The organism is Micromonospora sp. NPDC018662 (genome assembly GCF_044391475.1).
In the GTDB taxonomy this organism is placed as follows: Bacteria; Actinomycetota; Actinomycetes; order Mycobacteriales; family Micromonosporaceae; genus Micromonospora.
In genome coordinates, this window is the sequence record NZ_JBISAC010000004.1 from 108,912 (window position 1) to 124,874 (window position 15,963).

Here is a 15,963-nt window from a genome sequence, read left to right on the forward strand (position 1 = left end):
ACCGGATGGCGGTCGTGGTGCCCGCCCACGACGAGCAGGCGCTGTTACCCGGTTGCCTGACCTCGGTCCTCGGCGCGCTCCGTGGCCTGCCGGTGCCCTCGGAGGTGATCGTGGTGGCCGACGACTGCCGGGACGGGACGGTCGCCGTCGCCGAGCGCCTCGGCGCCGTCGTGCTGACGGTGCGGGCCCGCAACGTCGGCCGGGCCCGCGCCGCCGGCATGGCGCACGCGCTGCGGCACGGCCCGCAGGACCTGTGGCTCGCCACCACCGACGCGGACAGCCGCGTGCCCCGGCGGTGGGGCGGCTGGCAGCTGCACCATGCCCGCGCCGGCACCGACCTGCTGGTCGGCACCGTGCGGGTGGCCGACTGGGCATCCCGCTCGGAGCGGGTCCGGGAACGTTTCGAGACCCGGTATCGACGAGGTCTGACCGACGCCGGCCACCGGCACGTGCACGGCGCGAACCTGGGCTGCGCCGCCACCGCGTACGAGCGGCTCGGCGGATTCTCCGACCTGCCGCACGGCGAGGACCACGACCTCGTCGAGCGTGGTCGCCGGCGTGCCATGCGGGTCGTCGCGGACGCTGGCTGCGCGGTCCGGACCAGTGCCCGGCGACACGGCCGGGCCCCGCACGGCTTCGCCGGCTACCTCGACGCCCTCGACGACCGGCCGCCGACCCCGAGGGCCGAGCCGGAGCGAGCGTCGCCGGGCGGGTGAACCGTGGCGGTGGGGAATTGCCTTGCGCCGGCGTCGGGTGGCGGGCGATAGTCGTTCCATGATCTCGTATCGGAAGGGCGGCGACGCCCTGGCGCGGTGAGCGCCCCCACGCGGCACGACACCGCCGCGAACCCGCACGACCGGTGGCAGCAGGCAATCCGGATCCGCCAGGAATGGCTCGACCACGCCCTGTCCACGCAGCCCGCTGACCGGGCGACCGCCGAGCGGTGCCTGACCACCATCTACGCCCGGGCGTCCCGGCCGCGACCCCGGTTCGAGTGGGTCGACTCGCCGGAGGCGGCACGCCCCCTGATCACCGGCTGGCCCACCCTCGATCAGCTCCACGACCGGATCCGCGACCCCCGGCCTCGCGGCACACCGCCGCTGGCGAGCGATCTGGCCATGATCGCCTCCCGGCTGCGCGGCGCGCTGGGCGCGGGCGTCACCCACTCCGACCCCGAACTCTCCCCCGGCCGCACGGGCAAGACCAAACAGCCCTGGCCCGAACTGGCGCCGTCGCGTGCGCTCGACAGCGGCGTGCCCCTGGCCGTCGTGCTGCACCAGGGCATCCGTACGGCGTTGCACCGGAGCCTCGCGCACGGGTACTACCTACCCGTGCGTGCGGCGTTGGGCCGCGGCGCTCCGCTGCCCGTGTGCTGGTACGGGCAGCAGGACGCGTCCTGGATCGCCTACTACGACGTGCTGCGTCGACTCGGCCTCGCCAGCCACGCGCCGGACGAGGCCGAACACTTCGACGCCTGGGCCGACCTGGCCCGCTCCTGCGGCTGGTGGTGGCCCGGCGAGGACGTCTGCGTCGTGGTGGACCGCCCCCGGGAGGTACGAACCGAGCCGGTCGCCGGCACCGCGCACGACCAGATCCGACTGCAACCGCGCGGCGTGCGCTACCGCGACGGCTGGCAACCGCTCCTGAGCAGGTGAGGTGAGTCGATCGCCGGCCGGGCCGGGCACCGAGCGGCCCGGCCGGCGCGACCGTCGTCCGCACGCGGCACGGTTCGGCGGAGACCCCTGCGACGCAGGGGAGGGCCGGTGGCGGATGTGCGGTCGATAGGGGTCTCCCCCCGACGGATTTACCGGCATCATCGTGCCTGCGTCGACCGCCCGGTCCAGCGGCGGCTGCCGGAACCTCTCGCGCACCTTCTGGGGAAGGAACTGCCTTGTCCACTCGTCGTCAACTGCTGCGCCTCGGCGCGGCGTCGGGCATCGTCGGGGCGACCGGTGGCCTGGCCGGTCTGGCCGGACAGTGGGGTGCCGCGCCCGCCACCGCCCGGACCGCCGCACCCGTGGCCACGCCCGTGGCGCCGTTCACCGTCCCGCTGACCGTGCCGCAGACCCTGCGCCCGGTGCTGCGGACCGCCACCACCGACTACTACTCGGTGACCATGCACCGGCGGCGGCTGGAGATCGTGCCGGGCACCCGGACCGAGGTGTACACCTACAACGGCGACCTGCCCGGGCCGACGATCCGCGCCACCTCGGGCCGACGGGTGGTGGTCCGCCAGCGCAACCGGCTGGACATGCCCACGGCGGTGCACCTGCACGGCGGCGCGACCGCCCCGGGCGACGACGGCTCGGGCGACGCCACGATTCCGCCCGGCGGCGAGCGGGTCTACACCTACCCGAACCGGCAGCCGCACGCCACGCTCTGGATGCACGACCACACCCATCACATGGAGGCCGAGCACCTCTACCGTGGCCTGTCCAGCCTCTACCTGCTCACCGACCGCACCGAGGCGGCGTTGCCGCTGCCCCGGGGGCGGTTCGACGTCCCGCTGGTGCTGCGCGACGCGCACCTGGACGACAACGCGCAGTTGGTCTGGACCATGGACGACGCCGACAACCGCACCACCCTGCTGGTGAACGGGCGGCCGTGGCCGCGCTTCGAGGTGCAGGCCCGCCGCTATCGCCTGCGCCTGGTCAACGCCAGCAACCTGCGGTTCTATCTGCTGCGGCTCGCCGACGGCGGGGACATCACGGTGATCGGCTCCGACGGCGGCCTGCTGGAGGCGCCGGTCACCATGCCGTACGTGCTGCTCTCGCCGGGTGAGCGGCTCGACGTGGTGGTCGACTTCGCCCGCTACCAGCCGGGCACCTCGGTGGTGCTGCAGAACCTGATGGGGCCCGGCCCGGCCGAGCAGGTGGGCCAGGTGATGCGCTTCGACGTCGTGCCCGCGAGGGGACCGGACCGCACGTCGGTGCCGCAGCGGCTGCGGACGCTGCCGCCGCTGCCCACGCCGACCGTGCGCCGCAGCATCGAGCTGCGGATGGACGAGCCGGGCACCGGGGGCCACCAGGCGTTCATCGACGGGAAGGTCTTCGACCCGGCCCGGATCGACACCACCATCGCCTGGGGCAGCACCGAGGAGTGGACGGTGACCAACGCCAACGTCGTCATGCCGCACAACTTCCACATGCACCTGGTGCAGTTCCGGGTGCTCGACCGCAACGGCGGGCCGGCCGATCCCACCGAGTCCGGGCTGAAGGACACCGTGATCGTCTGGCCCGGGCAGAGCGTGCGGTTGCAGGCGACGTTCGACACCTGGCGCGGCGTCTACCCCTATCACTGCCACATGGTCGACCACAGCGCGATGGGCATGATGGCCAACCTCAAGATCGTCTGAGGCGGTCCGAGGTCAGGGCGCGTAGCCGGGGTCGGCGACCGTCTCGGCGATGCGGGTGAGCCAGTGCAGGTCGTTGGCGCGGGACTCCGCGCCGGCCCCGGGGTCGAGGATGCCGGCGAGGAACGCGGCGACGTCGTCGAGGTGCCGCTCGGCGCGGTAGTAGCTGAGCCGGGACCGGTCCGGTTCCCACGGCCCGTAGCCCCGACGGAACAGCGCCGCGCGGTGCGCGTCGACCGGGTGGTCGCCGAAGTCCCCGCTGAGGACGAACATCAGGTCCCGTTCGCGCGGCGCGAGGATCGGCGCGTCCCAGTCGACGACGTGCAGGGGCCCGTCGCCGTCGGCGATCAGGTTGCCGGGGTGGATGTCGGCGTGGCAGATGACGTGTCGAGCGGGCGTCACCCGGGCGGCCAGCTCGTCGACAGTCGCCGACAACCGGCGCAGCGCGTCGCCGTACCGGGCCCAGAACGCGCCGAGGGTCTCGCTCGCCGCCGCCTGCCGGCCCAGCGTGCGCAGCCGTTCGCCGGCGCTCGACCGGTAGCTCTCGACCGGCAGGACACCGGCGATCCCGGTGGTCGGCGGGACCGCGTGCAGGTGGCCCAGGAACTCGCCGTACTCGATCCACTGGCGGTCGGTGAGACCGCGGCCCCACCGGCTCCCGCCGTCGTGGAACGGGTAGAGCAGCAGGTGGTGATTCCCGAATTCCTGACCGGTGCCGCCGTCGGGCCTGTCGATCGGCGCGACCACCTGCCGGATGCCCCGGGCCCGGAGGAAGCCGGGCAGCAGGACGGCCGCCGGCGTGAACCCGCCGCGCCGGATCTTGAGGAACCAGCGCCCGCCGTCGGCGGTGTCCACCTGGTAGGCCCAGGCGTTCCCGTCCAGGCCGACCGGCAGGAACCCGAGAGCGGAGACGTCCAGCGCCCAGGCGGCGGCCACCTGCGCGGCCAGCGACCGCTCGTCGATGTCGGGCCGATCGATCACCGACGCAGCCTGGCAGGCCGCCGTCCGACTGGCAAGCGCATTCACCGGTACGGCGGCCGGCCCGGGGACCGGACGTCGGGTCACGTCCGGTCCCCGGGTACGTCGGAGCCCGACCGTCAGGCCGAGGGGCTACGCCGGGATGCCGGTCGCGGCCCGCGGCCGTGGCTCGCCGAACCAACGGGCGAGGTGTGCGTCCAGGTCCCGCTGGTCGTCGCCGATCCAGGCGACGTGACCGTCCGGGCGGAGCAGGACGCACGGTGCGTCCAGCGCCGCGGTGGGATCCGCGAGGTGGTCGACGCGGTCCGACCAGCCGTCGACGGTCAACCGTCCGGTGCGGTCCAGCAGCAGGCCGCGACCGTGGTGCAGCAGATCGTAGAGGCGGCCCCGGTGCACGTCGAGGTCGGGCAGGCGGCGGCCGAGCAGGTCGGGTCCCTCGCCGAGGTCGTAGCGGACGCCGATCGCGGTGATCTTCTCGACCAGGCGGCGGTTCACCTCGTCGATGTCCATCAGCTCGGTGAGCAGCCGGCGTACGGCCCGTGGGCCCGGCTCGGTGGACAGCAGTTCCGTCTGGGCCCGCGTGTTGTCCAGCACGTCCTCGGCGACCGGACGGCGTTCGGCCTGGTAGGTGTCGAGCAGGGTGTCCGGCGCCCAACCCCGGACCTGGGCGGCCAGCTTCCAGCCGAGGTTGACCACGTCCTGGATGCCCAGGTTGAGACCCTGCCCGCCGATGGGCGGGTGGATGTGGGCCGCGTCGCCGGCCAGCAGCACCCGGCCGACCCGGTAGCGTTCGGCCAGCCGGGTGGCGTCCCCGAAGCGGGACAGCCAACGCGGGGAGTGCACGCCGAAGTCGGTGCCGGCGACGACACGTAGCTGTCGTCGGAAGTCCTCCAGCGTGGGCGGCGTCGTGCGATCGGTGACGCCGGCGACGGGGACGATGACGCGGTGGACCCCGACGCCGACGGGCGCCACGAGGAACCGCTTGTCGGTCTCCCGGAGTTCGGCCACCCTGGCCGCGATCTCTTCCGGCGGCACGCCCACGGCCATCTCGCCCATCAGCGTCTCGGACCGCGCCGGCTCACCGGGGAAGCCGACGCCGAGCAGCTTGCGCACCGTGCTGCGCCCACCGTCGCAGCCGACGAGGTGGCGTGCGCGCAGCCGTTGCCCGTCGGCCAGCTCGACTGTCACCCCGTCGTCGTCCTGCGCGAGACCGGTCACCGCGCACCCGCGCCGGACCTGCGCGCCCCGGGCGATCGCGTGCTCTTCCAGCAGCCGGACGACGACCGGCTGCGGGATGCCCAGCAGATAGGCGTACGCGGAATCCAGGCCCGCGGGCGCGGGCTTGTCGATGGCGGCGAAGAAGCCGCGGACCGGACGCCGTCGCCCGTGTTCGAGCACCCGCGCCAGCAGCCCGCGCATGGCCAGCAGCTCGATGCTGCGGATGTGCAGACCGACGATGCGGGCGTACGACACGGGCTCGGTCTCCTTCTCCAGGACGAGAACCCGTACGTCGTGCAGCCGTAGCTCGGCGGCCAGCATCGCGCCGGCCGGCCCGCAGCCGGCGATGATCACATCGAATGAATGCATGGGTGTTGCCTTTCGGGAAGCGCCATGGTGGCGAGGCGCTCCCGGCGACACCTACGTCGATCGCCCGACCGGGACCGGAAGGGGAGCACCCACATCGATACGGTTCATGGGTCTCACCTCCTCGGGCCGCGTCACGGTCAGCCGCAAACTATCGGCCCGGGCAGCACCCCGTCCACTGCTTTCCGCCGGCCGGTCCCGGATGGCACCGCCGTACTAGAGTGGGTGGCCCTGGCGAGGAGCGGAGCGGACGTGACGTGGACGCCGGATGACTGCTGAACCGACGGCCCGGTTGGTGGCTGCCGCGCTCCGCGCGCTGCCCCGGGCCGACGAGAGTCCGGTGCCGGTCGGGGAGCTGTGCCGCGCGGCCGGTTTCGCCCCCGAGACCGCGACCGACGCGGCGCTCCTCCTGACGACCTTCCTCAGGCTGTTCGGCGTGGTGTCCGTCGACGACCGGCAGGCCGTCAAGGCCGCGTCACCCACGGCGTCGCTCCTCGTGCGGAGCCTCGCCCAGCACCTCGACGACGACCATGCCCTGCTCGACAACTGGTCGCGGGTGGCGATGACCGACGCTCCCTACGCGGAGCAGGACGTGCTCGCCGGGCCGTTGTTCCTCTACCTGCTGGAGCGCCGACGGCTCGCGCGGGACGACCACGCGGTCCCGCTCGGCCGCGCGTCCGTCGCGCAGGTCGTCATCAGCCGGCGCCGGCGTGGTGACACCCCGGCCTTCCTGCTGTTGTACGACGCCAAGGCGCGACGGTTCCAGCTACCCGGCGGCCACCTCCGGGCGGATGATCCGTCGTCCCGGGAAGCGGCGGTCCGGGAACTGGAGGAGGAGCTGCCGGATTTCCGGTTCGACCCGCGGCGGGACCGGCTCGAGGAGTTGGGGACGGTGACGGTGACCGAGGTGTCCCGCACCAACGGCGTCATCACCGCCTACGAGATGACGTTCTTCCACCTGCGGTCCGCCCGGACCAGCCTGGAGGGGGGCCCGCAGGCGCAGTGGGCGGCGGCGCGGCTCCTGCTGACCGCGGACGCGCAGGTGGCCGGTCGACGGCTGAACACCGCCGGGCTGCGGATGCTCGACCCGCTGCTGCCCGGCGGTCTGGTCGGGCTGCAACCCAGCTTCGTACCGGCGAAGGGCAGGTGGGTCACCGAGACGGCGATGACCAGGCCGCTGGAGTTCTGGGGTCTGGTCACCGGCGTGGTCGGCCTGGTCACCTCCGTCGTCTTCTTCCTGCTGTCCTGACTACGCCGGTGGCTCGTCCGGGCGTCGGATGAGGTGCTTGTCCGGCTCGGGTTCCGTGACCACCCAGCCGTACTCGGTGACCAGGATGCGCAGCGGTTTGGGCAGCTTCGTCTCGCGCCCCTCGGCCAGCAGCGCGGTCCGCAGCCGGTTGCCCACTGTCGTCAGGTACGACGGTCGCCCCGACTCGTCCAACTCCGCCACGATCCGCTCCAGCAGGACGCCGTAACCCGCCGGATCGGCCGGTGGGCGCGGCGCCGGTGGCGTCGGCGCGGCCGGAGCCGGGGTGGCGGCCGGCGGTGGGGTGGGCAGCGCCGGCGCGGACGTGCCGGTGGGGCTGAGCACGTGCACGCCCGGGCGCGCCTCGGTGACCGTCCACGTCGGCACCTTGCCGATCCGCGCCTTCAGCGACTTGCCCACCGCAGCCGTGTACGCGTCGCCGCCCAGCGCGGCGCGTAGCGCCGACGCCATGTGGTGCAGGGTCGGCTCCTCGCCGCGACCCACCACGTCCCGGTAGGCCGACGCCAGCATGTCCTCGAAGGACCGGGCGGCGGGTTCGACCCGCCAGTTGGTCACCTGCCAGTCGGGCATCTGCTGCAGACGGGACAGCAGCGAGTTGCCGACCACTGTGTCGTACCGGTCGCCGAGCTTGCGCTTCACCCCGGCCTGGACCTTCTTGACGGACGGCCATTTCCCGTTCGCCGCCCGCAGGGACTCGACCACCTCGGCGACGGCGGCGGCCAGCTCCGCGTGGAGGTTCTTCTTCGCCCGGCCCGGTGCGGGCGCGGTGGTGGGACGTTCGTCGCCGGCCGGCACCCGGCCGAACGCGACCGCCGAGCGGAGCCGCAGCCGTTGCTGGCCACCGGATCCGGAGCGCTGGAGCCAGGAGTATCGGCCCCACAGCTCGTCCAGTGACGACACACCGAGACGCCGGGCGAGGGGCGCCGCGCCGACGAACCGCGCCTCGGCCCAGTCGCGGAGCGTCTTGGTAGGCACGGCGTCCTGGTCGTCGGCCAGCAGCCGTTCCAGCTCGATGCGCAGATCCGACTCGAACCGCGCGGGCAGGTCCGCTACCTCGATCGTCTCGCCGCCGACCCAACTCGTCGTGTCGGGGAAGAGGGTGACGTCCCGGGCATCGGCACCGCGCGCGCCGAGCGTGAGGAAGAAGCGGACCACCTGGCCCCGACGCGGCGGCCCGTAGAGGTCCAGATTGACGACGCGGTCGAACGCGAAGCTCAACCGCAGGTCGTCGACCGCCTGGATGATGCCGGTGCGGTTCTGCTCGCTGACGTACAGGATGCGTCCGAGACGTTCGCCCTCGGCCCGGGTCAGTGCCGCCGGGCGGGCGCCCGAGGGACGGCCCGCGGCCAGCACGTACACGGTCGGGTCGTCGTCGTCGGTGACGGAGAACCGGTCCGCCTCGCGGATCACCGACGCGACGTCGGTGGTCTGGTCCTGGAACACCGCGCGCAACCGTTCCTCGAGGAAGGAGAGCGGTGTGTCACCGACCGACGCCCGGGCCTCCAGCAACGCCGCCGCGAACGCGACGATCCGGTCCCGGTGCAACTCGTCGGCGCGTTCGGCCTGCCGCTGCGGGGGCACCGCGCGGGACTGTCGCGGCGCCAGCGGGGTGCGCTCGACGTTCCGGTCGGCCTCGCGGGCGTGCCGGGCGTCGGGGGAGTGCCCGGGCTGCACGTCCCACGCCCGCAGGCCCTCCGGGCTGAAACCGAGGAAGAAGTTGACCTCGTCGTTCTCGTTGCTGTCGCGTTGGAAGCCACCGATGATCGGTACGAAGAACGCGGTGACCCCCTCGGCGAGTTCGATGCGGCCGGCCTGCGGCCCGTCGATGTAGTCGATGATCCCGTTCACCCGTTGCAGGGGCTCGGTGTTGCTCCAGAAGCCGGTGCGCCGGTTCCAGCTCCCGAGGTCGGTGTCGGCCACCAGGGGACACCACTGCGGGGAGCTGGCCAGCCAGAGGAAGGCCCGACGGGTCCGGCCGTGCATCGTGGTGTGGGCCCGTTGCTGCGGCACCAGGAACCGCTCCCGGTCGTGCATGCGCCCGTCGAACCACAGATAGAACAGCAGGCAGTACTGATAGTAGTGGGACCGCCAGGACGGGAACCGGTCCGACCAGCCCTGCAGCTTGCCCAGCACCTCGTCGAAGTCGAAGTCGGGAAGCAGCTTGTACGCCTCGAACCAGAGCCGGTAGTCCTCCTCCTTGCGGCTGCTCAACGACAGGTTGTGGTTGGCGAGCTGGACGATGCGGAGCAGCTCGGACTCGTCGAGCTCCCGCCAGCTCCGCTTGCCCCGGACGTAGTAGGCCTGCGCGAGCGCGCGACGCAGGGCCGGACTGCTGCGGGTGCCCGCGACGGCGACCTCCCAGAGCTCGACCACCGAGTCGAGGTCGTCGTAGAGGCGAAGGATGTCGCTCTGGCAGGTGACCAGGTAGTGGTCCGGCCGGTCCAGCGTGCCGTAGAGCTGCGCCGCGGCGTCCAGCAGCTCGTTGGCCACGGTGAGGTTCTCGCTGATCCACTCGCTGGCGTCGCTGTCGAGGTCGGCGACCGAGCGTACGCCCTGGGCGCTCTTGAGCGTCTTGGCGACGTCGATGATCGCCTGCACGTGGGTGATGTAGCCGTAGATGCTGTCCGGGCTCAGTTGCCGAGCCGTGGTGAAGCACTCGGCGGTGCGGGCGAACCACGCGTCGGTGGCGGTCAGCACCGCCGACAGCCCGTAGTGCCGGGCCCGGCGGATCTCCTGCCGCATCCGGCTGCGCCGGACCAGACCGAGCGTGTGGTGGTGCAGCGCGTCGTGCGGGGCCAGCTCGACGGCCCGGCTGACGTAGTCCTCCGCCTTGTCGAGCTCGCGGTCGATGATGTACATCTGGTGGCGACCGAGATGGTTCCAGAAGTGTGGCTCCTCGGGCACGTGCTCGGTGAGGCTGCGCAGCACCTGGTGGCCGAAGTCCTGGTTGATCTCGTCCAGGCGGGCGATCAGCGGCGCGAACTTCCCCCGGTCCTCCACGTCCTCCGACGTGCCCTGCCGGTCGACGAACATCTGCCGCAGCAGCACCCGCACCGGCTCCGACGCCGGGTCCGTGTGGTCCGCCAGGGCCCGGATGAAGTCGATCGACAGATCCTTGAGCTGCTGTTCCCACCGCTCGTCGTTGAGCAGTTCCACGAGCACCTGCTCGGCCAGCAACTGGTGCAGCAGCCGGAGCCGGCCGGCCCGGACCGTGACCAGCCGGGCCGCCTCGGCGCCGAGCAGGTCGGCCGTGGTCAGCTCCGCGGTGGGGACCGACACCCGCATCAGCTTCTGCACCAACTCGACCTGGAGACCCGAGTTGGAGAAGATCGTGGTCAACGCCAGGAACTCCAGGATCTCCCGGGCCTTGCCGCGAACCTGGCCGAGGTGCGTCCGGACGTACCCCTCGAGCTTGTTGAACTCCCGCTCGTAGGTGATCAGGCCGTAGAAGAACGGGGTGCGGTAGACCGCGTAGCCGGGGGTGCGCAGCAGGCCCAGCTCGCTGAGCCGGCGCGGGTCCCGGGTGAGTTCGGAGTAGCGGCGGTGGAACCACTCGCTCTCGGCGTCGTCCAGCGGCTCGGAGAGGCTCAGCGCGTTCGGGTTGATCGACGAGCCGACCATGCGCCGCACGTAGAGGATCGTCACTCGGGCGTTGCGGTTGTTGAGCTCCCGGTAGAGGAGTTCCCGGTAGGGCTCGGAGAGGTCACCGCCGTCGGCGACCAGCAGCACCGGGCGCTGGGTCAGCACGAAGATGCGCTGCAGCCGGTCGGCGATCAGGCTGACCCGGCTCGCGTCGATGGTCACCCCCATCCGCAGCACCGCGACCGGATGATCCAGGTGCAGGTCCCACGCGGCACGCATCGCGGTCGTCGTGCCGCCGGCGCCCGCGTGGTGCTCCAGCACCACCGTCCGGGTCCGGTGGCTCTCCAGGCTCTTGCTCAGCGTCGTCACCAGGGCGTCGTTGACGCTGCGCGGCACGTCCACCTCGGCGTCCAGGTCGGCCCAGGTGATCAGGCCGCCGCGCCAGAACGCCTCGTCGCCGCTGCGGGTCTCGGTCTTCTCGATGTCTCCGTGCAGGACCGTCATGTGTTCCTGGAGGATCCGCATGGTCTCGTTCGACACGTCGACGAGGAGGCCGTCCATCGCGGGCAGGCTGTGGGTGCGCTGCTGCGGAGTGGTGCTGACGGTCCGGGCGAGTCGGCTCAGGAACGCCGGCACGGCGAGCGGGACGTTGGTGATCGGCACCGAGGACCGCAGGTCGGTCATCCCCAGATGGACGAACGTGGCCGCGCCCTGGGTGACCTCGTCGATCGCGTCGACCACCCGCAGCAGCCGGTCCCGCCCGGAGTTCGCGACGTCCTGCGTGCCGCCTTCGAGCAGCAGCACGGTGATCGGAAGCTCGCCGGTGGCGGTGCGGAAGGACGCGATGAGCTGGCGGATCGTGTCCAGTCGGCGGTGCACCCAGGTGCGGAACTCCATCGGCGCCTCGCGGCGCAGGGTCGAGCCGGCCGCGAGCATCCACACCGTGCCGCGGTCGTAGGCCGCCTGCGGCCGGTCGGTGGTGAACAGGTGCACCGACCGCTGGGCGCGCACCAGCGGGGACGCCGCCGCGTACAGGCCGTCGTCGTCGGACGTCGGGTCCAGGTCGATGATCACCGACCAGGGCAGCTGCCCGATCGCCGCCAGCTCCTCGGTGCGAGGCAACTGCTCGGCGACCAGCACGTACCGGGCCGCTCGGGGCGAGAACCGGGACATGGCCTGCCAGCTCTGTTCCCAGAGCGAATCCTCCTGCGCCGGTGGGGGCGCCGTCACGGTCCTGACCTCCTGCTCGCCGAACATGCGCCGGTAGCGCAGCGTGTACCAGCCCGCGTAGGCCAGGCAGGTCCGTGCCTCGTCGGTGCCGGGAAAGCGGCGCGCCCACTGGACGGCCGCGACCACCCGGGCCAGCATCATCTGCTGGCGTAGCTGATCCGCGCGCCCGGGTTGGGTGGCGATCCAGTCCTCGACGCCCGCCCGGCCGCTCCGCAGGAAGTCGACCAGCCACTGGTGCCCGTCCGGCACCACCCGGACGGTCGGCGCCTCACCCGCGTCCAGGCAGGACGACAGGATCGGCAGCGAGATGTCCGGGTAGAAATTGATCAACACGCTGACTTCGAGGTACGCCAGGTCGATGCCGGCGACGGCCTCGCGCGCCTGGTCCACGTCGATGACCCAGAAGCTGTCGTCACCGGCGCCGTCGATCTCGGAACGCTCGACCAGCAGGTTGCCGATGTGCAGGTCGCCGTGGGCGAGCCCGGCCATCACCGGCAGGGTGCTCTCGCCGCGCGGATTCAGCAGCAGGTTCGGGTTGGCGAAGACCCGCCCGTCGTCCTCCCGCACGTCCTGCCCGTCGAAGAGCTCGACCGCTACCGACCGGCACTCCTGGGCCCTGGCCTCGCCGACCACCTCGGCCAGGACCTGGTACGGGGTCAGCAGCCGGACCGACGTCGGGTCGGACCACGCCGTCATCACCTCGCCGCTGAGCGCCCGCACGACGCGGAGCAGGCTCGTCGACTCCCGTGCCGGTGGCGCGAACCTCGCCAGGCTGTTGCCGGCCAGCTCGTGCAGCGAGGCGACCAGGCGGTCCGGTCCCTCACCGCGCTTGTAGACCTCCAACAGGCGGGGCAGGTGCCGCTCGGCGAACCCGTCGTCGCGCTGCCTGATCAGCCGGTGCGCGGCCCGCTCGTTCGGCTGGACGAGATTGTCCGACGCCGGGCCCACGCGGAGCACATAGGAGCCGGGCGTACGGTCGGCGGTGTCGCCGCTGATGTCGACGCGGACGAGTTCCACGCCGGACCGGCCGGGTGACATCGGCGCATAGAGAATCGTCGCCGCCGGAAACCACTCGCGTAGTGCGTCATCCGCCAGTTCCTGGTGTCGGGAATCGCGAAGGCGAAGATTCTCTTTCATGCAGTCTCTCCCGCGGACGACGCATTCAGCCCGTCATCGAGCCTACCGATCGGCCTGTCGTCGAGTTGGCCCCGGAAGGGAGAGCAAATCCTGGCCGTACAGGTGATCCCGATCAGTTGCGTCCGGAAGCGGCGCCACGCGTCAGCCACCATTCCGCGACGAGCAGATCCGGTGGGCGCTGGCACCACGTCGGGGCTACTGATCACCCCCGCGCACCGCGTGCCGGCGACGCCCGGACCAGCCGCTCACGGACCCGCTCGACGTCCGGGTGGCCGAGAGCGTCGAGGATGACCAGGGCCCGGCGCCAGGTGCGCAGGGCGCCGGCCCGATCACCGCAGGAGTGCCGGCAGTCACCGAGCCGGGTCAGCGTGTCCGCCTCGTCGTAGCGGTCGCCGATCCGCTGGTACAACGTCAGCGCCCGGCCGTAGCACCGGGCCGCCCGGCGATGGTGACCGAGCCGGTCGTGGATGAAACCGAGGCTGTCCCAGGTGTTCGCCTCGCCGTGCCGGTCGTCGGTCCGGCGCAGCAACACCAGCGCCTGCTCGCAGTGCCCGCGCGCGGTGGCGTACCGGCCGAGGCGGGCGTGCGCCCAACCCATCGCGTTGCGGGCGCTCGCCTGCCCCGCCGGGTGACCGGTGCGCTCGTAGAGCGCCAGCGCCCGCGTCGCCTGGTGCAGCGACTCCTCGTACCGGCCCAGCGCGTCCAGCATCGCGCCGAACGCCCGGTGGGTACGGGCCTGGCCGCTGTCGTCGCCCAGCTCCGCGAAGAGCGCCAGCGCACGGCGGTAGTGGCCGGCGGCCTCCTCCTTCCGGTCCAGCCGGACCAGCGCACGGGCGAGGTCGCGGTGGGCGTTCGCCTGCCCGGCGTGCTCGCCCACCCGCCGCGCGGCGGTCAGGGCGGCCCGCTGGGCGTCGGCCAGGTCCGACCAGCGTCCCTGGCGTTGCAGGAAGTCCACCAGGGTCCGGGCCAGCCGCCAGGCGTGACCGTCGCACCGGGTACGCCCGGCGTGCGCCACCGCCGCCAGCAGCACGCGGTGCTCGGCGGTGAACCACGCCAGCGCCGACCCCTGGTCGGTGATCTCCTCGGGCACCACGCCCGGCAGCGCGTCGGTCAGCGCGACCGGATCCCAGCCCGGCTGCAACAACACCGCGGCGGCGTGCGCGGAGTGCAGGTAGTGGTCGAGCCCTCGGCGGATCGCCGCCTGCCGCTCGTCGTCCGGGTCGAGCCGCTCGGTCAGCTCGGCCGCGTACGCGCGCAGCAGGTCGTGCGCGCCGAACCGGCCGGGGGCGTGCTCGGTGACCAGGTGCGCGTGGGCCAGCTCGGCCAGCAGCCGGGGCAACTGCTCCCGGGGCAGGCCGGCCAGGCTGGCGGCCGCCGGGATCCCGAACTCCGGGCCCGGATGGCAGCCGAGCAGCCGGAACAGCCGCGCCGCCGGCGGGGTCAGGCGCTGGTACGACCAGGAGAAGACCGCCTGCACGTCGGTGCCGGCGTCGCCGGTGTCGAACGCGTCCAGCAGCCGTGCCGTCTCGCGCAGTTCGGCGGCGAGCGTGGCCAGGGGAAAGGCCGGGTTCGCCGCGCCCCGGGCGGCGAGCACCGCCAACGCCAGCGGCAGCCGCGCGCATCGCTCCACCATCTCGTCCACGACCTGCGGCTCGACCGCCAGCCGGTCCGTGCCGAGGCGCCGGGCCAGCAACTGCCAGGACTCGGCGGTGCTGAGCAGCCCGACGGTGATCGACCGGGCGCCCTCGGCGGCGATCAGGCCGGCGAGCCGGTTGCGGCTGGTGACCAGCACCAGGCAGCCGGGGCTGCCGGGCAGCAGGGGCCGGACCTGCTCGACGTCGCGGGCGTTGTCCAGCAGCACCAGGATCCGGCGGTCGGCGAGCAGGCTGCGGTAGAGGCCGACCTGCGCGGACAGGTGGTGGGGCATCCGCTCCGGTGGCACCTCCAGCGCCTCCAGGAAGCCGCGCACCGCGTCCGCCGGTGTCACCACCGCGCCGGTGGCGTCGAAGCCCCGCAGGTCCACATAGAGCTGGCCGTCCGGGAACCGGTCCGCAGCGCGGTGCGCCCAGTGCACCGCCAGCGTCGTCTTGCCCACCCCGGCGGTACCGGACAGCACCACGATCGTCGAGGCGGGGTCGCCGGTCGCCGGCCCGCCGTGGCCACCCGCGTCGTCCAGCTGCGCCAACTGCGCGTGCCGGCCGACGAAGCCGGGCAGCGCCGGGGGAAGCTGACGCGGTACGGGCAGCCGGGCCGCCCGGGTACGGGCCCGCCCGCCACCGGGCCGGACGGTGGGTGTCTCGTCCGGGCCGGGCTGCCGTCGGGCCTCCTCCACCCGGTCCCGCGCGGTGGCCAGCGCGCCCTGCTCGACGACGGTGGCCCCGAGCAGCCGGATCAGGATGTCGAAGCGCTCCGTCGGCGGCAGGACGTTCCCCGCGAAGTACTCCCCGATCACGCCTCGCGACCAGCCGGTCTTCGCGGCGAGCTGCCGGTAGGTCAACGGCGTCTCGCCCTGCTGCCGGGCCTCCCGGCGGCGCAGCTGACGCAGCAGGCCGGCCAGCTCCGGCACGGTCCGGGCCGCGTCGGCGGCACGGATCAACGGGTGCGCGGAGCGGTCGGCCGTGACGCCCGGCACCGTTCTCCGGGCACCACGATGCTCCACCTGGTCGGACATCCGGCCTCCCCCTGGGCCCCGCCCCCGGCCGCCCAGGGGGAGGTTAGGGCCGCGCTCGCGGACGTTCATAGATCCGTGCTGATGTACGACAGTTCGCCTCCCGAGGAGCGGGATTCCGGCCGGCGGTTGGGGGTGGTGCGGGGCCGAGAGCGCCCGGCCCGG

The 15,963-nt window shown here is 72.9% G+C and carries 8 protein-coding genes; 4 read left to right on the forward strand and 4 right to left on the reverse strand.

The genetic code is table 11. From position 1 onward, the window contains the following. Positions 1–5 precede the first annotated feature (5 nt). The 3 genes from ACH495_RS14195 (at position 6) to ACH495_RS14205 (ending at position 3,355) form a co-directional block, all read left to right on the forward strand. Complete coding sequence (locus tag ACH495_RS14195; protein WP_396858144.1) at positions 6–716, forward strand: glycosyltransferase; 711 nt, start codon at positions 6–8, stop codon at positions 714–716. A gap of 96 nt (positions 717–812) precedes the next feature. Further along, the gene (locus ACH495_RS14200; RefSeq protein WP_396858145.1) at positions 813–1,655 is read left to right on the forward strand and encodes a DUF6745 domain-containing protein; all 843 of its coding nucleotides are present in this window, start codon (positions 813–815) and stop codon (positions 1,653–1,655) included. A 236-nt stretch (positions 1,656–1,891) separates the two neighbouring features. After that, the gene (locus tag ACH495_RS14205; protein ID WP_396858146.1) at positions 1,892–3,355 is read left to right on the forward strand and encodes a multicopper oxidase family protein; all 1,464 of its coding nucleotides are present in this window, start codon (positions 1,892–1,894) and stop codon (positions 3,353–3,355) included. A gap of 12 nt (positions 3,356–3,367) precedes the next feature. Here the strand turns inward: ACH495_RS14205 and ACH495_RS14210 are convergent, their stop codons facing one another. Beyond that, positions 3,368–4,333 (reverse strand): phosphotransferase enzyme family protein, encoded by a 966-nt coding sequence (locus ACH495_RS14210; RefSeq protein WP_396858147.1) that lies wholly within the window; start codon positions 4,331–4,333, stop codon positions 3,368–3,370. Between the two features lie 129 nt (positions 4,334–4,462). After that, the gene (gene rox / locus ACH495_RS14215) at positions 4,463–5,917 is read right to left on the reverse strand and encodes a rifampin monooxygenase (protein WP_396858148.1); all 1,455 of its coding nucleotides are present in this window, start codon (positions 5,915–5,917) and stop codon (positions 4,463–4,465) included. Between the two features lie 265 nt (positions 5,918–6,182). On the opposite strand from rox, the gene ACH495_RS14220 reads away from it, so the two are divergent. Then, complete coding sequence (locus ACH495_RS14220) at positions 6,183–7,163, forward strand: NUDIX domain-containing protein (RefSeq protein ID WP_396858149.1); 981 nt, start codon at positions 6,183–6,185, stop codon at positions 7,161–7,163. On the opposite strand, the gene ACH495_RS14225 is transcribed toward ACH495_RS14220, so the two are convergent. Further along, a complete protein-coding gene (locus tag ACH495_RS14225) occupies positions 7,164–13,031 on the reverse strand; it encodes a hypothetical protein (RefSeq protein ID WP_396858150.1) in 5,868 nt (1,955 codons plus the stop codon). It lies immediately after the preceding gene. A 301-nt stretch (positions 13,032–13,332) separates the two neighbouring features. Then, positions 13,333–15,801 (reverse strand): ATP-binding protein, encoded by a 2,469-nt coding sequence (locus ACH495_RS14230; protein ID WP_396858151.1) that lies wholly within the window; start codon positions 15,799–15,801, stop codon positions 13,333–13,335. Positions 15,802–15,963 lie beyond the last annotated feature (162 nt).